We start from the raw sequence: 24,074 nt of genomic DNA on the forward strand, positions 1-24,074 counted from the left end.
CTCATTCCTTTGCTTCATGAAAGAAGGTGAATCATTATGTAGAAACTCTATAAACTAAGACAACTATCAAACTAATTCAAAGAAATGAGGAATTTAAATGGAATTAAATTATGTTGTACCCAATGCTGAAAAGACTTTTGGCAATTTAGAATATGGTGGATCTGGAGAAGTAAAAACCAAACGAATCAATGGCGTTCCTAAAGTAATGAGTCGAGCGTATAAACTCTTCTCTAGTGTCCAAAAGGCAGATGAAATCTTAGTCGTTCTTCCACCAGAAGCAACTGAAAAAAACTTTGATTTCATGGAATCTGTTCAACTCGTTAACCCACGAATTACCGCAGAAGGTTATAAGATTGGTGAACGAGGATTTACGAATTACATTTGCCTTGCAGATGATATTATCAAACTATAAAACGAAATGAGGATATCCTAATGAGATTACCCGAAGGCATTACCGTATTAAATAAAGAAACATTTGGCACCTTACTTTTTTCAGATTTGCGTAGAGAAGTTTTTGTTTATGGCGAAGATGGAAATGTGACTGCCGAGGTAAAAGAACGAACTTACGACTTAAAATCTAGTAACCAAGGTGCCATGATTCAAGTCGGAATTCCCGCCACTGTTCCATTACGAGCCTTTCCCTATAACACTAAAGTACAGCTCGTCAATCCAGTTGTTGATACTGTAGCGAACGCAACTTTTATGGGTGCAACGGTTGATTGGTATATTAAAGCGGATGATATTGTTGAACAAACGAACGAAAAAGCAACAAACAGTTCTACAATTCCAAAAGAAAAATCATCTTCGACAAAATAAGGAAAATTCACTAGCTGCACTCTATTCTTCTTGATTCATGGTTAATAAATAATCAATATCTGACTTCAATTTCAGTTCTATTTTATCTAGATTTTCTTCAATAATAGAAAATGGTGGCCACGCATAGTTTTCCAATAATTGAATACACGCTTCTTTTACAGCTAAGGAATTTTTTTGAACAATTAATTCTTGTAGCATCTCTTCAATTTCACTCGTGTAAGACAAATTATAACCAAACCAAGGGTCAAGATATCTATCTAAACAAAGTAATAATTGCTCTTTTTCTTGATTCGTTCCATCAAATAGAACTGATTTTATAGCATGCACACCCTCTCGAACTATCTGCATTTCTTTTTCTGAATAAGACACATAGGTTACTTTTTCTTCATCCATGTAAATTCCTCCCAACTAGTTAATTTAAGTATAAGTCATTTCATACCACACGTCTTTAACAAAAAGTTACGAACAAACAATATTTTCCAAAAAGAGAGGTGTATCTCATTCAAAACTTCAAAAAGCTAATCACCTATAGAGGAAGTCTCATTCGCTATAAACATAAGCGATTAGTGGCTTCCTTTTTTAGTAGACTACTTCTTCCATCTATTTTTATATTGCTTTTCCTTTTTCACCACCACTCTATTAAACAGATTCATTGGTCCGAACTCAGTTTAGTAAATTTAGCACCTTTAACTAATTTTCATGTAAACATTCCGTATTTTCTACTCTCCTTAACTGTATCTTTATTATTATGCCTTCTTATCTGTTATGCGTTTATTGAATTTCGAATGGATTCTTTTAAGCAACTCCAACACCGTCAAAAAATTGCACGAATGATTATTGACAATAACTGGTATGAGTCTGAAACGGTCACTCAGGATTCTTTTTTCAAAGACCTTTCCTCCTCTAAAACAAAAGAAAAACTCACTCATTTCCCCAGAATCTATTATCGTATGAAAACTGGTTATCTCCATATTTCGGTTGAAATTACGATGGGACAAAACCAAGAACAGTTACTCCGATTAGAAAAGAAACTTGAAACAGGACTGTACTGTGATTTAGTGGATAAAGAGCTTCAAGATGGCTTTGTGGAGTATATTCTACTCTATGACACCATTGGTAGTCGTATTTCTATTGAGGAAGTAAAAGCTTCTGATGGTCGATTACAGTTGATGAAAAATGCGTATTGGGAATACGATTCCTTGCCACATATGTTGTTGGCTGGCGGAACAGGTGGCGGAAAGTCGTATTTTATTTTGACATTGATTAAGTCGCTACTAGAAACAGATGCTATTCTCTATATTCTTGATCCAAAGAATTATGATTTAGCAGACTTAGCTTCGGTCATTCCAAATGTCTATTTCAAAAAAGAAGACATGATTGCTTGTTTGAACCAATTTTATGAACTAATGATGCAACGAACAACTGAAATGAAACAAATGGATAGCTACCAAACTGGGCAAAACTATGCTGCTTTAGGTTTACCCGCCCATTTTCTGATTTTTGATGAATATATTGCCTTTATGGATATGATTGGGCGTGAAAGTACCGAAGTTATGAGTAAAATTAAGCAGATTGTTATGCTTGGAAGACAAATGGGGTTCTTTATCATTCTGGCTTGCCAACGACCAGATGCCAAACATTTAGGTGATGGGATTCGTAATCAATTTATGTTTCGGGTGACTTTAGGGCGCATGTCCCCTCTTGGCTATTCCATGATGTATGGCGATATTGAAAAGGACTTCTTTAACAAACGAATCGAAGGACGTGGCTATGCGGATTCTGGTTATAGTGTTGTTTCTGAATTTTATAGTCCCCTTGTTCCTAAACACTATGATTTTCTAAAAGAAATTGGTGCCGTCTATCAAAAGCGAGAAAACAACGGGGCGCCGAGCGAAGCTCTGGGCGCATCCGATTGTTGATCTCGCCTTTTGCCGTCTTTTAGGCAAAAGCAGAACCCCCATACTGTAACACGGGGGTAGTAAAACACGAAATAAAAAACATAAATCACAAATCAGCCTTAGAATCGCAAGGCTTCTAAGCTTAAAAAAAGTTGTCACATTCTACTAACGGAATGTGACTATTTGAGGTGAATAAGTGAAGATTCTCCCTCCAATCCACTATACAGGCATTCAACTAAAGAACAGCCGCTTAATGGCGGGCATTACCCAACAAGAATTATCCATACGTTCCAATGTTTCTCGTTCCTATATTTCCAAAATGGAGCAATGCAAACGTATCCCTAACTCCTTAAACTTAGAAAAACTCAACCAAGTGTTAAATCAATTAAATCCAGAACAGCCCCTCTATTGTCTTTTTGATTATGTACGTATTCGATTAGATACACATGATTCAGCTATGGTCATTGAACAATTACTCGGCTTGAAAAAGGACTATATGTTGTATGAAGACCGGGGATTTTATGGATATGTAGCCATGTATTCCTTTGACACGATTAAGGTGATGCTATCTCCTGATGGCGATAATAAAGGCACACTGATTGAGTTATCTGGTCAAGGCTGTCGCTCTTTTGAAAGCTTTCTAACAGCTCAATCTTGTACATGGTTTGACTTTTTCCGCAAATGCAAACAAGCTGATGGACATTTTACTCGTTTAGATATTGCGATTAATGATCGACAAGGCATTTTATCCATTGAAACATTGTTAGAAAAAGTCATGAACAGTGAATGTGTAACTCGTTTTAAAACCTGTGATTTTAATGGTTCTAGACGATTTTTAACTGGGGAATCCCAAGGAACTACTCTTTACCTTGGTTCAAAAAAAGGTGAGGTTTATTTTTGTTTTTACCAAAAGAATTATGAAGAACTTCGTAAAAAAGGTGTTGCTTTAGAAGATGCAAAAATTATCAACCGTTATGAACTACGCTTCAAAAATAAACGTGCGGAATCCGTTGTTGCTGATTTATTAAATCGAAATCGAATTGATAATACAGTCTTTGAAACCATTAATCACTATTTACGTTTTGTCGATTCAGATGGTACAAAGCGTCGAACCAATTTAAGTGAAAATAAAGAGTGGGCTTTATTTATCGGAAACTATCATGGAAATCTTCGGTTAGTTACAGAACCAAATGAAGTTTTCTATGAAAAATCGGTTAATTGGTGGCGAAAAAGTATTGCCCCCACCACTAAAATGTTGCTGATTATAGATGATAATCTAAAAACAGAAGTTGTAAACAATATGATTGATGAAGCTACATTAAACGAAAAACAAAAACATATCATCCGAGTTCTAACTACCCCAATTACAGATGTTTTAAGTGTAAATCAGGATGGATAAATACTCTGAATATCCCATTGCTCATCTAACAATTTCTGATAACTTGATTTGGAATGTCTATATTTACGACTACAAATTACTTGGAATTATGGAAGATACTCATTATTTACAACTTTATGAAATGCGTGACTACGGTTTACCTGCTAGTTATTTTGACTGGCGAAATACGTTAACTCATTTTGGCTACCGTTTAAATGTAAGAGGCTATCCTCTGTATGTCACTCGAGCTAGTAGCAAAGAAGAACATGAACTCGTTCGAAAAATTGATAGCTTCATGAAAGAACTAAAACAAACAACAGGTATTCCACTTCGACAACTAGATGACTAAATAAAGAAAGTGAGGAAACACATGAATTTTGGACAGAACCTTTATACTTGGTTTTTATCCAATGCGCAATCTCTCGTCTTAATGGCGATTGTTGTCATTGGGTTATTTTTAGGCTTCAAACGAGAATTTTCCAAATTAATTGGCTTTCTTGTAATTGCTTTAATTGCGGTCGGACTTGTGTTTAACGCTGCGGGTGTTAAGGATGTCCTACTCAATGTATTCAATAAAATTATGGGCGCTTAAGGAGCTACACATATGAAATTTTTAGATTTATTTTCTGGAATTGGTGGCTTTCGATTAGGAATGGAAGCCGCTGGGCATCAATGTATTGGCTTTTGTGAAATCGATAAATTTGCCAGAAAAAGTTATAAAGCAATTTTTGATACAAGAAATGAGGTTGAAATGCATGACATTACCACCATTTCAGATGACTTTATTAGACAACTTGGATCCATTGATATTTTCTGTGGCGGATTTCCGTGCCAAGCTTTCAGTATTGCCGGAAACAGAAGAGGTTTTTCAGACACTCGAGGAACTCTCTTTTTTGAGATTGCACGCTTCGCATCTATTCTCAGACCTCGGATTCTATTCCTTGAAAATGTCAAAGGACTCCTCAGTCACGAAAGAGGGACTACGTTTGAAACAATCCTCCGAGCGTTGGATGAACTTGGGTATGACCTTCAATGGCAACTGCTTAACTCTAAGGATTACGTTCCCCAAAGCCGAGAACGAGTTTTCATTATTGGACATCTTAGAGGAACAAGTCGCACCCAAATATTTCCTATCGAAAGACCACAAAAAACAAATACTTCTAACAGTCGACTAACTATTAACCAAAATCCTTCCAAAATTTTTATCAAAGAAGCAACGATTCGAGGATACTCGGAAGCTGTACCTGGAGATAGTGTGAATATTTCTTTTTTGAATTCAACAGAACGACGAGGACGTGTTGGAAAGCAAATCGCTAATACATTATTAACTTCTGAAATCCAAGCTGTGATTACACCTGATTTCCAAATTAGAAAGTTTACCCCTCGAGAAAGTTGGCGACTACAAGGATTTCCAGATTGGGCTTTTGAACGAGCAGAAAAAGTAAATTCCGATAATCAATTATACAAACAAGCCGGGAATAGTGTGACTGTCCCGGTTATTTATGATATTGCGAAACGATTTATCTAAACTAGAATGAAGGTGATACTATGACAGAAATGCAAGTTTATATTGCAAACTTAGGAAAATACAATGAAGGCGAATTGGTTGGTGGTTGGTTCTCCCCTCCAGTTGATTTTGAAGTCGTCTCCGAACAAATTGGATTAAATGAGGAGTATGAAGAATACGCGATTCACGATTACGAACTGCCCTTTACGATTGATGAATACACACCAATTGATGAAGTGAATCGTCTTTGTGAGTTGGTTTTCGAATTAGAAGGTACAGATATTTATGATGAACTATCAGAAATTCAAAGTTACTGGTTTAATGACATTGAAGATTTAATTGAGCATAAAGATGATATTATGTGTTACTCAGATTGTGATTCTATGGAAGATGTCGCACGGTATTATGTAGAGGAAACGGGCAGTCTTGGTGAGATTCCTAATCATTTACAGAACTATATTGATTATCAGGCATTAGGGCGAGATATAGAAATTGAGGGAAGTTATTTGATAACTTCCCATGGGGTGTTTGAATATTTAAGCTAGTCAACCTCTTTTTTTTAATGGTATACTAATCTTAATAAAATTAAGGTTGGAGGTTATATGAAATTAATATTAATAATCATTTTATACTTTTTGATTTTGTTTCTCTTTGCTCTTTTTTTAATGTTTTCGCTTCATCATCTTATAAATAAAATAGAAAATATTGGAAATAAAGTTGGAGAAAAAATTTCAAATGTAACCAAGAAAAAAATTACTTTTATTACCTGTTTAGGTTTAAGTATCTCTGTTTTTTATGCTATATTCACACCTATTTTCTCTTTTTCTAAAAATAAAACACCTTTTCTTTTATCAAGTTTATTTTATATGATGTCTATGGTCTTCTTAATATCTATTCGAATAACTATGAGCAAAAAATTGAATGAGGATATTCCCATTCAACAATTTATTGATAGAATGCTGAAAAAAATACAACTTGCATCTATAAATAATCGCCAATTAAGTAAATTGTTCTTATTAGGAAAAATATTTTCAACTGAATTTCTCAATTTATTAACCATATTAGTTGCGGTACTTTCACTAAATGTTCTAAATGATACATTATGGTTTCAAATTATTTTACTGACAAGCATACCTATAATATTTGTAATTTGGGTCAATTTTACAACAGACCATCAAGCCAAAAAGTATTTAAAAAATAAATTAATTCAGATTCCAATAATAGCATTCTCTCTTTATAGTGCCTATGATAAATTAATGGGTCTAAATTATATTGATAATGAATATTTTGAAATATACGTATTTATATTTGCGATATTTGTTGGTCTCAATTCTCTTCTAAAAAAAGAGAATATCTCTGTTTTTTTATGGAAAAAAGAAAATATTGCTACAAAAAAAGTTCTTGTAACAAAGTTTGATGATCCCACGGGAAAATCATATGACTATATTAAAAATGCAGCTAAAGAATTACGTTCCTTATATTCTAAATGTATTATTGGATTAACTTCAAATACTAATCCAAATGTAGTATCTGCATTCAAAGATGCTGACTTCATTATTATTTTGATTCCTCCAATAAAATTTAAATTAGCAGAAAAACTATTATTCAAACATGCTATTAAGCTTAATGTGGAACATATTCACTATTCAAAATTTGAAAGAATTTTCAATTGGATGATTATCAATCCTGACAATTTAAAGAGAAATCTAAGTAATATATCTACCAGCTCAAACGAGTTGACTTTTTTCAATCGAAAAATCAAAAAGTTATCTTTTTGCAAAATTTCTGAATCCGAGCAAACAATCAATACTAATTTTTGTTCTAAAGTTAATTCACAACCAAATAAATATGATATCTCTTCATTTTCTTATGTAATTTCTAAAAAATTAGCAAAGAAAATTTTAATTAAACACCACAACAAAAAATTTAAAGAGACAACTATTCCTTTTTTATCTATATATGAAGATGATAAGCTACTTTCATCAAAATTAGTTAAACATGACTATATAATTGATTATTTCTTTTATCCAAACTAGTTTCTAAACACTTCCATCAAAAGAGCAGAAAACTTCTACTTTTTTGAATTGAAAGGACTTATCTATATGAAAAAAGTTAAAAGCTACACTAGTATATGGAACGTCGAAAAAGTAATCTACGCTATCAATGACCTAACACTCCCTTTCCCCGTCACCTTCACCCAGATGACATGGTTCGTCCTCTCTTTGTTCACCGTAATGCTCTTCTCCTCCATTCCCCCTCTTTCATTTATTGAGGGGGCTTTTTTAAAGTATTTGGGAATCCCCATTTTCATTACTTGGTTCATGTCGCAAAAAACATTTGATGGGAAAAAGCCTTATGGATTCCTGAAATCCCTCATTCTCTTTATCCTCTGTCCTAAACTAACTTTTTCTGGAAAGCCAGTAAAATTAACTAAGAAAAAAATCAATTCCTCTATCACTACAGTTAGGAGTGAAACCTATGACCTATCCGATTAAGTATCTAGAAGATAACTTAATTTTCAATCAAACCAACGACTGCTATGCCTATTACGAACTCATCCCCTATAACTATTCTTTCCTCAGTCCCGAACAGAAAATGCAAGTTCACGATAGCTTTAGACAATTAATTGCTCAAAATAGAGAAGGCAACATCCATGCTCTGCAACTTAGTACCGAATCCAGTATTAAACAAATTCAAGAACACTCAAAAAAGACAGTAACTGGAAAATTAAAAGAAACGGCTCATCAACACATTGATGGGCAAACAGAAGCGTTAGTCGATTTGATTGGAGAAAATCAAATCGATTATCGCTATTTTATTGGTTTTAAACTGATGCTGAATGAAAAGGAAGTCAGTCTAAAAAACATTTGGTCTGAAATTGTTGATGGATTTGAAGACTTCATCCATAGTGCGAATAAGAAACTAATAAGTGATTTTACTGTTATGAATAATAGCAAGTCGATCGATTTAAAAAGATGGAACAACTTTTAGAAAATAAACTTGCTCGTCGCTTTAAAGTAAGAAAAGTAGAACCTCGAGATATCGGTTATATTTTAGAACATTTACATGGACAATCTGGCACTCCTTATGAAGAATACAACTATCCTCTTCCAACAAAAAAATTAAAAGAAACAACTATCGTCAAACGTTACGACCTCTTAAAACCTACTCGCTGTCTCATTGAACAAAAACAACGCTACCTCAAACTAACAAATGAAAGCACTGAAAGTTATGTATCCTATCTCACGATTCAATCAATTGTAAGTGAATTAGATTTTCCGAGTTCAGAAATTTTCTACTACCAACAACAACAATTTGATTTTCCAATCGATACCTCTATGAACATTGAAATTGTAGGCAATAAAAAAGCTCTCACCACTGTTCGTAATAAGAAAAAAGAATTAACCGATTTAGACAATCATGCTTGGGAAAGTAATAACGAAACAACGAATAATGTTATCAATGCTCTTGATTCAGTCAATGAACTAGAAACAACCTTAGATCAATCCAAAGAATCTATGTACAAGCTTAGTTATGTGATTCGTGTATCTGCTACGAATGTAGAAGAACTAGCTAAACGATGTAATGAGGTCAAAGATTTCTACGATGATTTTAACATTAAATTAGCCCGTCCTTTTGGTGATATGTTAGGACTTCATAATGAATTTATTCCCTCCTCTAAACGTTATATGAACGACTATATTCAATATGTGACTAGTGACTTTTTAGCTTCCCTTGGTTTTGGTGCGACTCAATCTTTAGGTGAAACTTCTGGTATTTATGTTGGATTCAATGTGGATACTGGGCGAAACGTTTTTATTCAACCTAGCCTCACTGCTCAAGGTGTGAAAGGAACTATTACGAATGCTCTGGCATCTGCATTTATTGGTTCTTTAGGTGGCGGTAAATCTTTCTCAAATAATCTCTTAGTATACTATGCCGTTTTATTCGGCGGACAAGCACTTATTTTAGATCCAAAAGGTGAGCGTGGTAATTGGAAGGAAGACTTAAGCTTTACCCAAGATGAAGTGAATATCATCAACTTAACTAGTGAAGAGAAAAATCGTGGATTGCTTGATCCTTATGTGATTTTAAAAGATACCAAAGACTCTGAAAGTTTGGCAATTGATACTTTAACCTTTTTAACAGGAATTAGTTCACGAGATGGAGAAAAATTTCCTGTCCTTCGAAAAGCAGTTCGGAATGTAACTGCCAGTAAAGTAAGAGGTTTGCTGAATGTGATTGACGAACTTAGAAAAGAAAACACACCAATTAGCCATTCCATCGCTGACCATATCGAATCTTTTACAGACTATGATTTCGCTCATTTACTATTTAGTGACGGTCATGTAGGACAATCCATTAGCCTAGATAAATTGCTAAATGTCATTCAAGTTGCCGATTTAGTCTTACCTGATGCTGATTCTACCCTTGAAGAATACACCACAATGGAAATGTTGAGCGTTTCTATGTTGATGGTAATTAGTACCTTTGCGCTAGATTTTATTCATTCAGATCGCTCCATTTTCAAAATTGTTGACTTAGATGAAGCATGGTCTTTCCTTCAAGTGTCAAACCACGAGAAAGTGCAAATCCACCTACAGCAATAATACGTGCACCATTTTGATAATCTTCATATTGAAATCCTTTATTTTGAGCATTTATAACCTCATTATTAATTGAATCAGTCGAAACATACATTTTTTTATGAACTCGATCCCATGTTTCAGGAATATTGGAAAATTCATTCTCAAATATCTGCTTAAATTGCTTATGAATTGAAGAATTTTCTTCATCAATATATTGCTTAATTTGTCGTTTTAATTCTCCAACTTCGTTAGTGATTAAATCATTTACTTGTTTTTGTACATATACCAGATGACTAACATTAACTAACATCGAACGGTGCTTATTTTTATCTCCTCTTAAATCTCGAATTACATTTTGAATAAAGAATACTTTTATAGCTTTTTTTAAACTTTCTGGTAATTCTTCAACAATAAAATTTTTTCTTTGATCTTTAGGAATTTCAAAATGTTGTTTCGCATCTTCATTAAGCCTTAATATACTATGATACTTACCTTCCTCCGGAAAAATATTCGAAGCACCCATGTAATTGGATGGTGTATCTAAAACTTGTATAAAATCAGTTGGGAATAGATCATCACTTTCTGTATGATTAATTAAAACATTTGCAAACGGAGTTGCAGTAAAGCCAACATAACTTGTCCTTTTAAACAACGATAAAATATTTCTTATTCCTAAATTGATTGTTGTTGGATCATTCGCATCTTTAGTATTAATTGTAGCATTATCTGCTTCATCATCGATAAATAATAAACTTTTATCAATATTATTACCGTTATGTTTTTCTAACCATTCTGCAAGACTTTCTAAAGAAGTTTTATTTTTTTTAATAACAGCAACCATAGGAACAGATTTTGAAATAGCTGTTGTAAAATTAACATTTTTCTTGAAATCTGCTTTTTTTGTTGTCACCATCAATGCTTCTAAATCTTTATTCCAATTTTTTATAGTTCTCTTTACATCAAACTCACCTGAATCAAACCCTCCAAAACCTTGCTCAATACGCTCTTGAGTTTGTCGACGTAATTTTTCAATTGTTCCAGTTGTTACAACAATCATATTGTATCCTGCATCAGCTGCTTTATTCATCAAAGCAATAAAGTTTCCAGTCTTTCCAGATTGAACATCTCCAATTACTAAGCCTTTGCTAAAAAAACTTGTATCCGATAGTGGATCACCAATACTATTCATTACTTTATCCATATTATTACTTATAGAAGTAATTACATTTGTTGAATATTCAGAAACATGTTCCAAATACTTTTCGTATGCATCAAATCTTACCGTTCCACGATCAATACGTGTTTGAACAAACCAATTAGAATTTGGATTCTTCTGTAAAATCTCTCCTTCATCTAATGAAACACTTACATCATCAAGTACACGACGTGTCAGTACTTCAAAAGTTTCTTCATTCATCTTAAAAATATTTTGGTATGGCTTTAGATGCTCAATGATATCTTCATAACGTAAACAAAAATTTTTTTCACTTTCAACCGCAGATCTAGCTACATCAAGATATTTTTCTACTAATTCATAATCAATTTCATAATCAATCATTTAATTCACTCTCAATTCTAGCCAATAAGGCTGTTTTTTTTGAATAAACTTCTGAATATTTCAGACTATTTAATAATAATTTTTTACTTTCCTTACTTGTTTGGTTGTTAATTAACAACATTATTTCTTCATAGGCCTTATCATCTGACTCATCTTGTTTCTCAATTTCTCGGTCAGATGCCATATCATACTGAATACTTTCTATTGGTAAATGTTCTTCTACCTGTTTCAATAACGCCAAAAATAATCTGTTATCTGAATCTTGTAAATTATCTTGGAGTTGTTTTATTAAAGGGTTTTCAATATTTAAATGATAGCTAACTTTACTTTCTTTCTCGATACGATTAAAAACATATTGAAGATTATCTTTATTTCGTTTTATTCCACGATATTTATATACCTTTTCAGATTCTCCAATACTTTTTGTAATTATATTTCTAAGTTGAGTTCGAAGGCTCCTTGGAATGATTAATTGCGACTTCTTCACATCTATTTCCCAAAGATCATCTATTGTATTAGGAATATCAATCTGAATTTTAGCCAAATTTGCTAATTCATTTGGACGAACAAGTTTAAACCATTTTCCCCAAGCGATTAATCTTCTATTTCTATAAATATATAACCCTGGACTCAGCTGATTATGCTCATATTTTTTCAGCATATGTCTTTCTTTTTGTGTCAATCGTTTTTGATAGGGAATAATATAAGGTTTAACATCAATTTTCGCATTACGAATACTCTCCAAGATCACATCTGGTGATTTTGGTTGTGTTGCTTTATTGTCAGTAAAAAAAGGGTCAACAAAATCAATTTTTCTGTTGTTAAAAGTGATTATTAATTTTTTTTCTTGTAAATAACGGTGAAATACTAATGATAAATGATCTTCAGTTCTCTCTAATACTTCATCAAAATTGACCATAAAATTAGCATGTTGCTCTAATTTATCAAACTTTTCCCAAATAACAATCGTACCAGATTTTAGTTTTGTTAATTCATCAAATTTAATTGTATTTTCAATTTCCTTATCATCTAAAATTTGAAGAGTCCAAGCCATATTACTTTTGACTACATCTAAATCCCATATAGCACCAGAAATTTCATCTTCCTTAATTGAAATCACAGTCAATTTTCTACACTGACTAAATGTAGCCATTTTCAGACCAAGTCCAAAACGGCCAAGGTCTTCTTTAGCGCGTGTATCTGATACAGATTTCGATCCATATCTCATTGCTTGTAATAACTCATTTTTTGACATACCATAACCATCATCAAGAATCACCACATATTTTTTTTGATTATCAAAAAAAACATCCACTCTTTCAGCAAGTGCTGAAACTGAATTATCAATTATATCAGCTATGGCCGTTTCAAAAGTATAACCAACAGACCGTTGACTTTCTATAAGATTAGAAGCATCAGGAATTAATTCATAATAGCTACTCATTAAGGTAATTTCCTTTCAATTATCCAACTTTTTAAATCTTTATTATATTAAAAAAAATCATTAATAGAAATATTTCGCATATCACTAAGTATTCATAATCCACTTTGAACTATCTTTTTAGAATTAATACTTGTGATAGTCTAGATTTTTAGAATCAATCAAAACTATACTATTTTTCAAAAAAACTATTTTATTTCGTAAGCTTTCATTTGATATTTCCTTATTAAAATAAAAAATATCTGTTTTTATATAACGAATTGCATGTTAAATCCTCTTTTGTGAATCACTCAAAAACTAAATACTCATATATTAATTATATTGTACCATATGGCACTAAAACTTAAACATAAATATTCAAAGCTTGCTTATCATCTATTTAAAACATCAATAAAACATAAATATTTATGATTCTTTTTTCCGATAGTTAATTTTCTAAATTATTTTCACTTTTACAAAAATGTTCTCTTTTTAATTCTTAACTATGAAAACAAACATTAAATTGAAGAGGTTTGACTTTCTGTACATAACATACAAAAAAAGAACGAATTTTATTTAATATTGTGATAAAATTATTCTAGAGAAAGGTTCATGCTTTCTAATTTTATACAGGAGGACATAAGATTTGGACGAAATAAAAAATGATTCACAAAAAGCAATCGATTTTGCGAGTAGACTAACACTTCCTTCAATGAAACCTTATTCAGTTGGAGATACCTCCATTTCTGATTCTAATGGAATTGCGGTTAACGATAGTCAAAGTGTTATCAAACAATTAACGAACCTAACAAAAAAATTTGAAATGAGTACACAAAATGATGGAAAAAACATTCTAGCAATGAGTGAGTCCTATGAGAAAACTGACGCAGAAATGAAGAAGGTGTTCTCGAAATGAAGGATAAGCTAGATTCTTACACGATTTATAAACAACTCCAAGAAGTTGAAGACGAGAAATACGAATTGTCAAAAAAGAAGAATTTATGGGAAGAGTATCAAGATCATTGGTACTACTTACAGCGACAAGAACAAGATCTATTAGGTGAAGTGGATTATCTTAGCAAACAAACAACCTCTTCCAGAGATGCTTCACAACAATTAGATTCTTTTGAAGAAGAACGTGGCAAACACAGACGATTTGTCATGGATATTGATGATGAATTTGACCAAAAGCAAAAGAAGCTTTCTACTTTAGAAAATCAATTAAATGAAGATTATTACGAAGCAAAAAAGGAGGAAGCTGACAATGACTAGATTTAGCTACTCCGAAGTAAAGGCGGCATACGCAGCGGTTCAAGCAGCACGAGTCAATTATTTGCCTACTTTTCCAAAAGTTGAAACAGCCGTTGGAGAATTTACTGCTTCTCCTGATTTAACGGGTGTTGGTTGGAGTGCTGCAAAAAATGCACTTTCACCCTATACAGTCGTGTCAAAAGCGTTGTATAATTATCACTGTGACTTCGGTGAAGTCTCAGCTGCCTTTCTAGTAAGTTTTGAAAGTGAAGTTGGTGAAACAACCAAGGCTTTAGATACTGATCAATTAAGAGACTTAGAGGATAAATTAAATCGGATTCAACAAGAAAAAGCTGATTTAATGGAGAATATCGCCAATAATATTTTGAGTGGGATTATGGATACGGCTGGAATCGGTATTTTTTACAAAGATTTTCAAATTGGACAAACACAGAGAAAAGTGGATTTATTGGAAAAATATGAAACTTTCGAAGCCAATCACGCCAATGATTTTGCAGAATTGATTGCACTTGGCTTTGAGTTAGAACGAGCAATGGATGATTTAGGGAATAGTAAGAGTTTTGATAAGAAAACTGGAACGTATACTTATGTAGATTGTACTGGGAAAGATTGGTACAAGACGATTTCTGATTATAATGACTCCTCCCCTGCTCAGCGGATTGAGATTGTTCAAACGGATGAATACGGCTATGGGTTGAAAGTTTATATTGATGGTGAATACAGTAAGCAAGCTTCGGATAATTTGATGTATGCCCAATCGCAAGACTATTTGAAGGAGATGGGTATAACAGCAGTCACAATGACCGGAGAAGTTACAGGTGCTTACGATATCTATCGTCTCCTATCAGGAAAAGACCCAGTAACTGGTGATAAGGTAAGTCGTTTGGAAGCGGGATTATGGACAGCATTACTCTTATTGCCACAAGCCAAGATGGTAATGGCGGCAAAAGAATTACATGCTGGGAATAAAGCTCTTAAAGGACTGAATTTGACAGAGAAAGAATTGAAGCTGTTGAATAAAGCTGGATATTTTGATGATGTTGGGAAGCTAAATAAGGTTGAGAAAGCCAGTAAAGCTACGATACCTGATGTTGAAATTAAAAATCCTTTGAGTAAGGGTAATAAATCTCATATCAATAAACATAATATTGGATCTCTTAAAAGCCAATCTCCATATTTAACAGACCAACAAATAATTGAAAAATTAGAAGGAAATAGTTTTTTTAATCCTGATTGGACCAAAGAAGACATAAATAAGTATTCTGAGATAGCTTACAATGATTTATTAGCTCAAGGGAAAAAAGGTGGAGCTTTTGATTATACAATTAACGGAGAAAAAATTAAAGTCTATATTTCATCACTTGGTGAATTTGGAACATCATATGGAAGCTATGAATATACTTTAGAACAATTTAAAAATCTGATGAAATAGGTGAGAATATGTTTGAAATAAATTTTAAACTATTTAGTGTTGAAGAAGAGAATTTTCCCGGAGAGTACGGCTACTTTAACTTTATTGTAAGTGATTCAAGCTATGGGATTATACTTGAAGATGAGGTAGAGATTTTTACGGTATCTGTATATGAATGGTTTAGCAGTTTTTTGAAAGCTTTAAACATTTTAGAAACAGAGGATTACGTTTTAATTAATGACATTGAGTCTTTTAATACATGGATTGAAATGTGTAGAAATAAAGATATTATAACGATTAGTAAAATTTCAGGAGACAAAGTGGAGCAAGGAGGATGGGTACGTAAAGAAAAACTTTCTGATGCAGACTATAAATTTTGGAAAGATAAAGATGTGCTATTTTCAGATTTCAGAGAAGAAATTTTAGAAAAGTCAGAGAAGTATTTAGCTGATTTAATCAATTTAAATTCTTTAGAAAATAATAAAATAGTAGAATTAGATAAATTGATTAAGGAAATCAATTAAAAAAGCTTTACTGTCCGACTAGTCAATTTAATAATGGGATAATCATTGCATAAATACTAATAGAATTAAAAATAAGAGTTAATTAAAAAGTATTAACTCTTATTTTTTATACAAACTTTAAAAGATTTAATGTATGTCCAATCGCAAGATTATTTAAAAAAAATGGGTATGACAGCAGTCACAATGACTGGAGAAGTTACAGGTACTTACGATATCTATCGTTACTATCAAGAAAAGAGTTAAAAGCTGGGAATAAAGCTCTTATAGGAGGAAAAATCTTGAAAACAGATATTATTGAAAAAATAAAAGCTCATAAAAAATATGTCGAAACTTTGGGAGAACAAGGAGAAAAACTAGTATTAGATGAATTTCAATTTGAAGATATAAATTTTATTGATATTGATTTTTCAGAAAGTTACTTAACAGAGTGTTCATTCGAAAATTTAAAATTAGAAAAACTAGACTTTTATAGAGCTGGTCTATATTCGTCTAGTTTTGCAAATGCTCAAATTAATCAATCGATATATGTAAAAAGCAATACTGACTATACTTCTTTTGTTGGAGCTACTGTTTCTGACTCAAACTTTTTTAAAGCAGAATTACCCGAATCTGATTTTTCTAATGCTACTATAAAGAATAGTAGTTTCATTGCAGCTGATTTAAGAGAAGCAAATTTTAGTAATTCAAAATTAGTAAATGTAGATTTTAAATATACTCGGTTTAAAGAGACTATTTTGAAAGACTCAGTAGTTGAAAATCCAATAAATTTAGATGAAGCTACAATAAAATCAATTAATATAGGAACTCTTAAAAATCCTATTATCTTAGAAAATGAACAAGCTACTCAGTGGATGTTGGATAATATTGTTAAATAATATGTCTATGACACTATATTAAAACTGCTATACTAAATGAAATCGTAATAAGACCTCCCCACTTACTTCTAATTTCAGTAAATGAGGAGGTCTTATCTATTTTTTTTACATACTAAACCTACTTGTTAACTATTCTCATCAACCACTTCCATCAATATCTGATTCACATTATTGATGGAAGTATTTTACTAGTAATGAACTATCTTTTACTTTTCATTACTCATTCTCGAATAATTAACAATCTCTAGTTGTTCTAAAGTCTGATCAATATCAATATTCTTAATAGTTGTTACATACTGATTCTCCACGTAAAGAAGATACTCTCCATTAGCATCCTCTTCCAAATAGGCATTTTCTTTACTAAGTCGAACGAGCCTCCCCTCTTCATTCACCTGAAGAAAATATGGATTGAATACGACAGATGATGTAATGATAAATAAAAATAATAAAATCACAAAAAGGATTGGCTGTCTTCTACTTTTACGTACACCATTAGAATCTAATATATTTTTTGTCCTTCGTAAAAGAAAATCTTTAGTTCCTGAAGAAAACGAGACAGTTAATGAATTATTACACCTATCTACCTCCTGACTTACTTTCAAAAGAGTTTCAACATATCTAATTTTTTGGAAATTTGTATATTTATTTATCACATCTTCGTCTACACATATTTCTAAAACATAATTCATCTGATTCCTAAAAAGGTACATTAAAGGATTCCACCAATAAATTGCTATCAAAATTTCATAAAAATACTTAACTAACAAATCTAAATTTTTTACATGGAAACATTCATGTGCCAAAATATAACCTAACTCATCATCAGTCAAGTCTAAATCGGGCAATAATATTATTGGTTTGAATAAACCTATGACAGATGGAGAATCTATTACTTCTGATTTGATAACTTTGATATTCCCGCCATTAAAACAAATAATTTCAGTACACTTTGAAAGTACTTTTACTAATCTATTTAACTTAAAATAACTATAAAAAAAGCGTGAAAGCTGAATACAAGCACCTATTATCCAAACTAATAACACTAAATCCGGAATTGATATTATAAATCGAGAAAATATTTTAATTTCTTGAGAAAAGATATGCCATAAAAAAGGCAGAATTATTCTAGACGGAATATTAATAATATACCCAAAGCTAAACTCAAATGGACAAAGCAATAATAATATAAACAAAAAAGTTAAAATCACCAATAATCTAGAGTTAATAAATTTATAACAGGTCAAGTATTTGATTGCTAAAAATAGCAACAGAAAGATAAGCGAATCAACAATAACTTTAGTGAAAATAATAGTAAACGAAATGTTCATAAAAAAACTCCAATAACTATTTACGTTTTTTTTCTAGAAGTTCTTCGATTTTTTGTATTTCTGATTGTAAATTCTTTTTTGACTGTTTTCCTAAAAAAAGCGATAAAAGATTCTGAATTTCCAAACCCTCAAATTGAGTTAACACAAATTCTTCCTTACTAACACTAGCACTATAACTACGAGTTAAAACGGTTCCACTATATACTATATCAGAAACTTCTAATAATTTTTTTTGCATCAATTTTTTTATAGTAGCCTGGATAGTACTTAAAACTAAATTCGAATTTCCCTCATATATTTGTTTTGCTGTTAACGGTTGATCGGAATCCCATAAAATTTTTAAAATTTCAAGTTCTTTATTACTAATTTTTATTTTATTCACACTCTAACTCCTCTCTCTTCTATTGACTCATTATTTAATTATAGTATAAACCTTTTTTTATTCTATTGCTAATTTTTTATAGCATAAACTAAGTACGTTACTTCATATACAAAAAAGAAGGCCTTCACTAAAATGAAAACCTTCTTCCTTAAACTAACACTTAGCTAAACAACTATACCGCATAAACAGTCGTCACATGACCTGGATATTTTTGTTCATGAGCTGTTGCCATTTTTAATGCACCGCCATAAGTTAAATGCCAGCCACTTTCCCAACCAGTAGTTAAGCATTTCCATTCCCAACCTATACCACCTACAATATTAGTTTGTTGAGTTTTATCTAGCTTCTTCATAGTAGCACCCCCTTTCCATTTTATTATAGACAATACTTTTTTTTGTTATGTCTATAATTTTATGATACAATAACTTTAAAGCGTTTACAATGTTTTTTTTATTTTATTAACTATATTAGATAAATAGAGATTGGAGTTGTTAATATGTACAAACACAAATGGGTAGTATTTCTATTAGAAAACACTTATTCACGACATTTTTTTTCATTTTTATTTCTATTCAGTTTATTTCTAGCAACATTAACATCATGGTCAATTTTAACTAGTTTAGATTCATTTAGAAATGAAAGTCTCAATAAAGATTCATCCGTTGTCACAGTAGAGTTTGATATGAATTCTATTGTAAGAGATAACATAAAGATTGAGGCCAAGAACTTTACTCATCCTACTAAGAATGAGTATGAAAAAATTGCTAAACTTCCAGAAGTCGAATCAGCTGAAATCAACTTTCATGATATTCTACTCTCACCTAATTTAATGGATATATCAGAAGAAGGTTCTTCTAATATCGGTTTGTTTTCTATTAAGGGAATCAATACAAGTCAACCTTTTGATGTCAAATTTAATAACATAAAAATAGTTGAAGGTCGAACATTCAATAACTCTGAAATAAGCAATGGAATTAATTCAATTCTAATTAGTAGTGAAGTAGCAAAAAAAAATCAACTAAGTGTAAATGATAATTTTGTTCTCAACGTTTCAAATCCTTATGACCCTTCACAAATTTATATACAAAATATGAAAATTGTTGGTATTTTCAGTCCAAATGGATATATTAATTCCAAGAAAATTGAATCTCAAAATTTATTAAATTTATTAAAAGATGTCTTTCATTCTCCTCAAGAAGAAACTGCCATTCCAAAAACTACCACTACAAATGAATTTGAAAATATCATTATCTTACAAAAAAATTTCCTACTAGAAGATTTAAATACTATTTATACACCAAATAAAACTAGCGAAATGCTAATACAATCTATGGATAAACAATTTCAAACAGATACAACTAGCAGTGACTACCAAGCTTCTTATATTCTAAAATCCTCAAAAAGCATGGAAGATTTCAAATTGAAAGCAGAGAAAATTTTACCAAAATATTTTACTATTTACGATATTAAAGATGCCTATACATCATGGTTACCCTATACAGCACGCAATATGATGCTTATAGAAGGACTTATTCTTCTTTTACTCTTCATATCTTTAATCTTATTTACTTTTACTGAAATAATAGAAGTAACAAAAAATAAATATCAGTTTACTCAACATCTGTTATTAGGGAAAACTCTTTCTCATCCAAATAATATTTTTTTAAAAAAAGAAATATTATTTATCACATCTATCTTAATTCCCACTACACTTATAGCTCCATAACAATCAATTCTTTCCACTTATGCTTAAACAAGCTAGTCGAAACGGCATACTAGATGCAGATTGTTTACAAGAATTATCCATTCGATTTATTTTACTCATTCAGAAAATCGAATTAGACCGACTGTAACACATAAGTACACAGTAAATTGCTGTGTGCTTTTTTTCTAAAAAATGTTGTTATTCCCCTCCCTCCAAACTATTTATTAGTATAGAAACAAAATGATCTTTGAAAACTAAATAGCCCATTTTTAGATTACTTTCAATGTTCCCCAAGCTGATGGACAAATACGCCATGACGAAAATTCCCGAGCGAGCTCTATTTGATCCATTCCCTGATGTTGGAAATCAGACTGCCACGAAAGGAACATTCCATAATGATACTCACACTCAAATTGTGTCTCGCTGCTAACTACAGGGGGAGGTGAAAGGCCTGTGCGCTCTTCCTAGAGATCTAAAAATGAATTAGATACTTCTTCATCAATCCGTTGAAAGAAGATGATTTACATTGAAACAATCCCATACACCCTTCTCTGCTTATCCAGACCTACTAACATTCAAAGAGATGTGCGACTTACTAGGTTTAGGAAAAAATACTGCTTATAAACTACTCAACGACAAAACAATTCCCTCCTTAAAGCTAGGGAGAGAATATCGTATTCCAAAAATTTATGTACTAAGATTTATTAAGAATGAAGTTAAAGCTAATACAAAAAGCAACTGAACCTTTAATTAGCTCACCTTGCATGGTAGAATCTTGCTAGGAGGGTGAGCTGACTGTTACAAGGAGAATCGCTATGATTAGAGTAACAGGTCGACTAGCTACAAAACGAGATAAATTTTATATTGTTGTATCCTACTATGTAGAAAACACAAGAAAGCAACGTTGGAAAACAACAGGTTTTACAGTTAAGGGAAACAAACGAAAAGCAGAAGATTTAGTTCAACCATGCTTGATGGATGATGGTTTATCTGGAACTACTGTTCATAGATATCATGCCATTATCCGTAAAGCCTTAAACTATGCCGTAAAAATGGATATGCTTGATAGTAATCCAGACTTAAAAGTAGACTTACCAAAAAAGAATCATTACAAAGGTGCTTACTACTCTTTAAGTGAAGTACAAACTCTTCTCAGTTCTGTAAAAAATACTATTTTTGAACTTCCGATTTTATTAGCTGCCTTTTATGGGTTACGACGTAATGAAGTATTAGGACTTCGATTAGATGCCATTGATTTTGAAAATAAAACATTGACGATACGACATACAGTAACTGAATCCACTATCGATAATAAACGACAAATATTAATTAAAGATAGTACCAAAACAAAATCAAGCTATCGAACACTGCCACTAGTTGATGTTATTGAAAAAGCCATTGCGACATCTATCAATTTGCAACAACACTATAAAAAGCTTTGTGGATCAGGTTATTCTACAGACTACCAAGACTATTTATGTAAAGATGAATTTGGAGGCTTAATTAAGCCAGGTTATATCAGTAAGAAATTCCAAAAAATTTTGATTGCTAACCATTTTCGAATAATTCGATTTCATGATTTAAGACACTCCTGTGCAAGTTTACTAATTGCCGAGGATGTTCCATTAAAAGATATCCAAGAATGGTTAGGGCATAGCACCCTTTCCACTACAGCAGATATCTACGTCCATTTAGATTCCAAAAGAAAGATTAGTTCTGCAAATAAACTTGCTGAGAAATTAACTACTGAACTATTTAGTAGTAGTTCAAGTTGAGAGTCATCATTTTCAAAAATAGTTTCTTGGATCTTTGCGGGACATCTGCGGGACGAGCCAATTTTTGAAAATAAAAAAAGATACATCAAACGTCCGAAAACGTTGATGTACCTAGTATACCGGCGGCCGGGGTCGAACCGGCACGCCCTTGCGGGCACAGGATTTTGAGTCCAGCGCGTCTGCCAATTCCGCCACGCCGGCAAGAAAGATATAGATTAAATTTTACAAAAGATAAAGGCGGTAACCGGATTTGAACCGGTGATGAAGGTTTTGCAGACCTCTGCCTTACCACTTGGCTATACCGCCATTATAAAATTTATAAAACTGGGCTAGCTGGATTCGAACCAACGCATGACAGGATCAAAACCTGTTGCCTTACCGCTTGGCGATAGCCCAATAATGAAATTATAATAAAAGAGGCGACTGATGGGAATCGAACCCACGCATGGCGGAACCACAATCCGCTGTGTTAACCACTTCACCACAATCGCCATGTTCATTTCAATAATAAAATTTTAAAGCAAAGGCGACTGATGGGAATCGAACCCACGCATGGCGGAACCACAATCCGCTGTGTTAACCACTTCACCACAATCGCCATCATATTAAATTTCATTATAAATGACAGGGGTAGCAGGAATTGAACCCACACTAATGGTTTTGGAGACCACTGTTCTACCTTTAAACTATACCCCTAAATAGTAAATTATCAATAAATAAAAAAATGGTGGAGGGGGGCAGATTCGAACTGCCGAACCCGAAGGAGCGGATTTACAGTCCGCCGCGTTTAGCCACTTCGCTACCCCTCCAAAATGGTGGCGCAGGACAGAATCGAACTGCCGACACATGGAGCTTCAATCCATTGCTCTACCAACTGAGCTACTGAGCCATTTTTTAGGTAATTATATTTAGTTTTTAAAATATGGCGGTCTGGACGGGACTCGAACCCGCGACCTCCTGCGTGACAGGCAGGCATTCTAACCAGCTGAACTACCAGACCAAAATTTATTATTATGTTACGTCACATTCGTTTTATTAAATAAAACAATGGGGGTTAACGGGTTCGAACCGCTGACCCTCTGCTTGTAAGGCAGATGCTCTCCCAGCTGAGCTAAACCCCCAGTTTATTACAATGACCCGTACGGGAATCGAACCCGTGATACCGCCGTGAAAGGGCGGTGTCTTAACCGCTTGACCAACGGGCCTAATAAAATTCAGATAACGGAGAGTAAGGGATTCGAACCCTTGAGACAGTTTTCACCGCCTACACGATTTCCAATCGTGCTCCTTCGGCCAGCTCGGACAACTCTCCAGATTCTAAATAATCACAAATCTCTTTATCTTTTCATAGATAAACTATGTAACTCCGCAAGTAGGACTCGAACCTACGACATCATGATTAACAGTCATGCGCTACTACCAACTGAGCTATTGCGGAATAATAAATATGAATCAATCTAGCGTGGCAACGTCCTACCCTCACAGGGGGAAACCCCCAACTACTCTCGGCGCTGAAAAGCTTAACTGCTGTGTTCGGCATGGGAACAGGTGTATCCTTCTCGCTATCGCCACCACACTTTTTTTCCGCCAACTTACGTTGCGACTCTTCGGCTGTTTCTTTCACTTTGCTTCTCAT

General features: G+C 32.8%; 24 protein-coding genes, 13 tRNA genes, 1 rRNA gene and 1 pseudogene. 19 read left to right on the top strand and 20 right to left on the bottom strand.

Annotated features, from left to right (window positions below; genetic code table 11):
* Window positions 1–97: 97 nt before the first annotated feature.
* Both BR43_RS05130 and BR43_RS05135 read left to right on the top strand, forming a co-directional pair.
* A complete protein-coding gene (locus tag BR43_RS05130) occupies window positions 98–412 on the top strand; it encodes a YdcP family protein (RefSeq protein ID WP_034560079.1) in 315 nt (104 codons plus the stop codon).
* A gap of 20 nt (window positions 413–432) precedes the next feature.
* Complete coding sequence (locus tag BR43_RS05135; protein WP_034560080.1) at window positions 433–816, top strand: YdcP family protein; 384 nt, start codon at window positions 433–435, stop codon at window positions 814–816.
* A gap of 21 nt (window positions 817–837) precedes the next feature.
* On the opposite strand, the gene BR43_RS05140 is transcribed toward BR43_RS05135, so the two are convergent.
* On the bottom strand, window positions 838–1,209 hold the full coding sequence (locus BR43_RS05140; protein WP_211252906.1) for a hypothetical protein: 372 nt from the start codon (window positions 1,207–1,209) through the stop codon (window positions 838–840).
* Window positions 1,210–1,337: 128 nt separating this feature from the next.
* Here BR43_RS05140 and BR43_RS05145 point away from each other — a divergent pair, with 128 nt between their 5' ends.
* From BR43_RS05145 to tcpF, 9 genes and pseudogenes are all read left to right on the top strand, one after another.
* Entirely contained in the window at window positions 1,338–2,735 is a 1,398-nt protein-coding gene (locus BR43_RS05145; RefSeq protein WP_034564845.1) for an FtsK/SpoIIIE domain-containing protein, read from the top strand.
* A gap of 175 nt (window positions 2,736–2,910) precedes the next feature.
* Window positions 2,911–4,113, top strand: coding sequence for an XRE family transcriptional regulator (locus tag BR43_RS05150; RefSeq protein WP_051933820.1), 1,203 nt, complete (start codon window positions 2,911–2,913; stop codon window positions 4,111–4,113).
* Complete coding sequence (locus BR43_RS05155) at window positions 4,106–4,441, top strand: hypothetical protein (RefSeq protein WP_051933821.1); 336 nt, start codon at window positions 4,106–4,108, stop codon at window positions 4,439–4,441. Before BR43_RS05150 ends, BR43_RS05155 begins: the two co-directional genes overlap by 8 nt.
* Window positions 4,442–4,462: 21 nt before the next feature.
* Window positions 4,463–4,684, top strand: a complete 222-nt coding sequence (locus tag BR43_RS05160) for a hypothetical protein (protein WP_034560081.1) — start codon at window positions 4,463–4,465, stop codon at window positions 4,682–4,684.
* 12 nt (window positions 4,685–4,696) lie between these two features.
* The gene (locus tag BR43_RS05165; RefSeq protein ID WP_034560082.1) at window positions 4,697–5,620 is read left to right on the top strand and encodes a DNA cytosine methyltransferase; all 924 of its coding nucleotides are present in this window, start codon (window positions 4,697–4,699) and stop codon (window positions 5,618–5,620) included.
* A 20-nt stretch (window positions 5,621–5,640) separates the two neighbouring features.
* Window positions 5,641–6,144 carry an antirestriction protein ArdA gene (locus BR43_RS05170; RefSeq protein ID WP_034560083.1) on the top strand — a complete coding sequence of 168 codons (504 nt, stop codon included), beginning with the start codon at window positions 5,641–5,643 and terminating at the stop codon, window positions 6,142–6,144.
* Window positions 6,145–6,201: 57 nt separating this feature from the next.
* On the top strand, window positions 6,202–7,635 hold the full coding sequence (locus BR43_RS05175; RefSeq protein ID WP_034560084.1) for a hypothetical protein: 1,434 nt from the start codon (window positions 6,202–6,204) through the stop codon (window positions 7,633–7,635).
* 66 nt (window positions 7,636–7,701) lie between these two features.
* Window positions 7,702–8,094 carry a conjugal transfer protein gene (locus tag BR43_RS05180; protein ID WP_034560085.1) on the top strand — a complete coding sequence of 131 codons (393 nt, stop codon included), beginning with the start codon at window positions 7,702–7,704 and terminating at the stop codon, window positions 8,092–8,094.
* Window positions 8,078–10,200, top strand: a pseudogene (gene tcpF / locus BR43_RS05185) (conjugal transfer ATPase TcpF); the annotation flags it as partial. The gene BR43_RS05180 and the pseudogene tcpF, both read left to right, overlap by 17 nt.
* Here tcpF and BR43_RS05190 read toward each other — a convergent pair.
* Together BR43_RS05190 and BR43_RS05195 are read right to left on the bottom strand one after the other, a co-directional pair.
* Window positions 10,127–11,746: a Z1 domain-containing protein gene (locus tag BR43_RS05190; RefSeq protein ID WP_084679768.1), complete on the bottom strand. Its 1,620-nt coding sequence runs from the start codon at window positions 11,744–11,746 to the stop codon at window positions 10,127–10,129. The pseudogene tcpF and the gene BR43_RS05190 sit on opposite strands and share 74 nt — an antisense overlap.
* Entirely contained in the window at window positions 11,739–13,190 is a 1,452-nt protein-coding gene (locus BR43_RS05195) for an ATP-binding protein (RefSeq protein WP_034560086.1), read from the bottom strand. Before BR43_RS05195 ends, BR43_RS05190 begins: the two co-directional genes overlap by 8 nt.
* Before the next feature lie 622 nt (window positions 13,191–13,812).
* Here BR43_RS05195 and BR43_RS05200 point away from each other — a divergent pair.
* The 5 genes from BR43_RS05200 (at window position 13,813) to BR43_RS05220 (ending at window position 17,248) form a co-directional block, all read left to right on the top strand.
* Window positions 13,813–14,082, top strand: coding sequence for a DUF3130 family protein (locus BR43_RS05200; protein WP_034560087.1), 270 nt, complete (start codon window positions 13,813–13,815; stop codon window positions 14,080–14,082).
* Window positions 14,079–14,438 (top strand): hypothetical protein, encoded by a 360-nt coding sequence (locus tag BR43_RS05205; protein WP_034560088.1) that lies wholly within the window; start codon window positions 14,079–14,081, stop codon window positions 14,436–14,438. The genes BR43_RS05200 and BR43_RS05205 overlap by 4 nt, the downstream gene beginning before the upstream one ends.
* Window positions 14,431–15,870, top strand: coding sequence for a pre-toxin TG domain-containing protein (locus BR43_RS05210; RefSeq protein WP_034560089.1), 1,440 nt, complete (start codon window positions 14,431–14,433; stop codon window positions 15,868–15,870). The genes BR43_RS05205 and BR43_RS05210 overlap by 8 nt, the downstream gene beginning before the upstream one ends.
* Before the next feature lie 8 nt (window positions 15,871–15,878).
* Window positions 15,879–16,373, top strand: a complete 495-nt coding sequence (locus BR43_RS05215) for a hypothetical protein (protein ID WP_034560090.1) — start codon at window positions 15,879–15,881, stop codon at window positions 16,371–16,373.
* A 278-nt stretch (window positions 16,374–16,651) separates the two neighbouring features.
* A complete protein-coding gene (locus BR43_RS05220; RefSeq protein ID WP_034560091.1) occupies window positions 16,652–17,248 on the top strand; it encodes a pentapeptide repeat-containing protein in 597 nt (198 codons plus the stop codon).
* 206 nt (window positions 17,249–17,454) lie between these two features.
* On the opposite strand, the gene BR43_RS05225 is transcribed toward BR43_RS05220, so the two are convergent.
* The 3 genes from BR43_RS05225 to BR43_RS05235 all read right to left on the bottom strand — a co-directional run bounded on the left by BR43_RS05225 (window position 17,455) and on the right by BR43_RS05235 (window position 19,310).
* Window positions 17,455–18,576, bottom strand: a complete 1,122-nt coding sequence (locus BR43_RS05225; protein ID WP_034560092.1) for a M56 family metallopeptidase — start codon at window positions 18,574–18,576, stop codon at window positions 17,455–17,457.
* Between the two features lie 16 nt (window positions 18,577–18,592).
* Window positions 18,593–18,958, bottom strand: a complete 366-nt coding sequence (locus BR43_RS05230; RefSeq protein WP_034560093.1) for a BlaI/MecI/CopY family transcriptional regulator — start codon at window positions 18,956–18,958, stop codon at window positions 18,593–18,595.
* A 172-nt stretch (window positions 18,959–19,130) separates the two neighbouring features.
* A complete protein-coding gene (locus BR43_RS05235) occupies window positions 19,131–19,310 on the bottom strand; it encodes a hypothetical protein (RefSeq protein WP_034560094.1) in 180 nt (59 codons plus the stop codon).
* Between the two features lie 144 nt (window positions 19,311–19,454).
* Between BR43_RS05235 and BR43_RS05240 the strand changes: the two genes are divergently transcribed.
* The 3 genes from BR43_RS05240 (at window position 19,455) to BR43_RS05250 (ending at window position 22,438) form a co-directional block, all read left to right on the top strand.
* On the top strand, window positions 19,455–20,684 hold the full coding sequence (locus tag BR43_RS05240) for an ABC transporter permease (RefSeq protein WP_034560095.1): 1,230 nt from the start codon (window positions 19,455–19,457) through the stop codon (window positions 20,682–20,684).
* Between the two features lie 505 nt (window positions 20,685–21,189).
* Entirely contained in the window at window positions 21,190–21,405 is a 216-nt protein-coding gene (locus tag BR43_RS20705) for a helix-turn-helix domain-containing protein (RefSeq protein WP_034560096.1), read from the top strand.
* A 73-nt stretch (window positions 21,406–21,478) separates the two neighbouring features.
* Window positions 21,479–22,438, top strand: coding sequence for a tyrosine-type recombinase/integrase (locus tag BR43_RS05250; protein WP_051933822.1), 960 nt, complete (start codon window positions 21,479–21,481; stop codon window positions 22,436–22,438).
* 117 nt (window positions 22,439–22,555) lie between these two features.
* Here the strand turns inward: BR43_RS05250 and BR43_RS05255 are convergent.
* The 14 genes from BR43_RS05255 to rrf all read right to left on the bottom strand — a co-directional run bounded on the left by BR43_RS05255 (window position 22,556) and on the right by rrf (window position 24,014).
* Window positions 22,556–22,639: transfer RNA gene (locus BR43_RS05255), tRNA-Leu, on the bottom strand.
* A gap of 34 nt (window positions 22,640–22,673) precedes the next feature.
* A tRNA-Cys gene (locus tag BR43_RS05260) sits at window positions 22,674–22,744 on the bottom strand.
* Window positions 22,745–22,762: 18 nt separating this feature from the next.
* Window positions 22,763–22,834 (bottom strand) — tRNA-Gln (locus BR43_RS05265).
* Window positions 22,835–22,856: 22 nt separating this feature from the next.
* Window positions 22,857–22,929, bottom strand: a tRNA-His gene (locus BR43_RS05270).
* A 34-nt stretch (window positions 22,930–22,963) separates the two neighbouring features.
* Window positions 22,964–23,036, bottom strand: a tRNA-His gene (locus tag BR43_RS05275).
* Between the two features lie 27 nt (window positions 23,037–23,063).
* Window positions 23,064–23,134: transfer RNA gene (locus tag BR43_RS05280), tRNA-Trp, on the bottom strand.
* 29 nt (window positions 23,135–23,163) lie between these two features.
* Window positions 23,164–23,247: transfer RNA gene (locus tag BR43_RS05285), tRNA-Tyr, on the bottom strand.
* Window positions 23,248–23,251: 4 nt separating this feature from the next.
* Window positions 23,252–23,327 (bottom strand) — tRNA-Phe (locus tag BR43_RS05290).
* Window positions 23,328–23,361: 34 nt separating this feature from the next.
* Window positions 23,362–23,438 (bottom strand) — tRNA-Asp (locus BR43_RS05295).
* 48 nt (window positions 23,439–23,486) lie between these two features.
* Window positions 23,487–23,559, bottom strand: a tRNA-Val gene (locus BR43_RS05300).
* Window positions 23,560–23,571: 12 nt separating this feature from the next.
* Window positions 23,572–23,643: transfer RNA gene (locus tag BR43_RS05305), tRNA-Glu, on the bottom strand.
* Between the two features lie 17 nt (window positions 23,644–23,660).
* Window positions 23,661–23,750, bottom strand: a tRNA-Ser gene (locus tag BR43_RS05310).
* A gap of 52 nt (window positions 23,751–23,802) precedes the next feature.
* Window positions 23,803–23,876: transfer RNA gene (locus BR43_RS05315), tRNA-Asn, on the bottom strand.
* Between the two features lie 22 nt (window positions 23,877–23,898).
* A 5S ribosomal RNA gene (gene rrf, locus BR43_RS05320) occupies window positions 23,899–24,014 on the bottom strand.
* Window positions 24,015–24,074: the final 60 nt, after the last annotated feature.

This window comes from Carnobacterium gallinarum DSM 4847, assembly GCF_000744375.1.
Classification (GTDB): domain Bacteria; phylum Bacillota; class Bacilli; order Lactobacillales; family Carnobacteriaceae; genus Carnobacterium; species Carnobacterium gallinarum.

Coding starts and splice junctions, on each gene's coding strand:
- BR43_RS05130 (WP_034560079.1), top strand. CDS start 98: ATGGAATTAAATTATGTTGTACCCAATGCTGAAAAGACTTTTGGCAAT.
- BR43_RS05135 (WP_034560080.1), top strand. CDS start 433: ATGAGATTACCCGAAGGCATTACCGTATTAAATAAAGAAACATTTGGC.
- BR43_RS05140 (WP_211252906.1), bottom strand. CDS start 1,209: ATGGATGAAGAAAAAGTAACCTATGTGTCTTATTCAGAAAAAGAAATG.
- BR43_RS05155 (WP_051933821.1), top strand. CDS start 4,106: ATGGATAAATACTCTGAATATCCCATTGCTCATCTAACAATTTCTGAT.
- BR43_RS05160 (WP_034560081.1), top strand. CDS start 4,463: ATGAATTTTGGACAGAACCTTTATACTTGGTTTTTATCCAATGCGCAA.
- BR43_RS05165 (WP_034560082.1), top strand. CDS start 4,697: ATGAAATTTTTAGATTTATTTTCTGGAATTGGTGGCTTTCGATTAGGA.
- BR43_RS05170 (WP_034560083.1), top strand. CDS start 5,641: ATGACAGAAATGCAAGTTTATATTGCAAACTTAGGAAAATACAATGAA.
- BR43_RS05175 (WP_034560084.1), top strand. CDS start 6,202: ATGAAATTAATATTAATAATCATTTTATACTTTTTGATTTTGTTTCTC.
- BR43_RS05180 (WP_034560085.1), top strand. CDS start 7,702: ATGAAAAAAGTTAAAAGCTACACTAGTATATGGAACGTCGAAAAAGTA.
- BR43_RS05190 (WP_084679768.1), bottom strand. CDS start 11,746: ATGATTGATTATGAAATTGATTATGAATTAGTAGAAAAATATCTTGAT.
- BR43_RS05195 (WP_034560086.1), bottom strand. CDS start 13,190: ATGAGTAGCTATTATGAATTAATTCCTGATGCTTCTAATCTTATAGAA.
- BR43_RS05205 (WP_034560088.1), top strand. CDS start 14,079: ATGAAGGATAAGCTAGATTCTTACACGATTTATAAACAACTCCAAGAA.
- BR43_RS05210 (WP_034560089.1), top strand. CDS start 14,431: ATGACTAGATTTAGCTACTCCGAAGTAAAGGCGGCATACGCAGCGGTT.
- BR43_RS05215 (WP_034560090.1), top strand. CDS start 15,879: ATGTTTGAAATAAATTTTAAACTATTTAGTGTTGAAGAAGAGAATTTT.
- BR43_RS05225 (WP_034560092.1), bottom strand. CDS start 18,576: ATGAACATTTCGTTTACTATTATTTTCACTAAAGTTATTGTTGATTCG.
- BR43_RS05235 (WP_034560094.1), bottom strand. CDS start 19,310: ATGAAGAAGCTAGATAAAACTCAACAAACTAATATTGTAGGTGGTATA.
- BR43_RS05240 (WP_034560095.1), top strand. CDS start 19,455: ATGTACAAACACAAATGGGTAGTATTTCTATTAGAAAACACTTATTCA.
- BR43_RS05250 (WP_051933822.1), top strand. CDS start 21,479: ATGATTAGAGTAACAGGTCGACTAGCTACAAAACGAGATAAATTTTAT.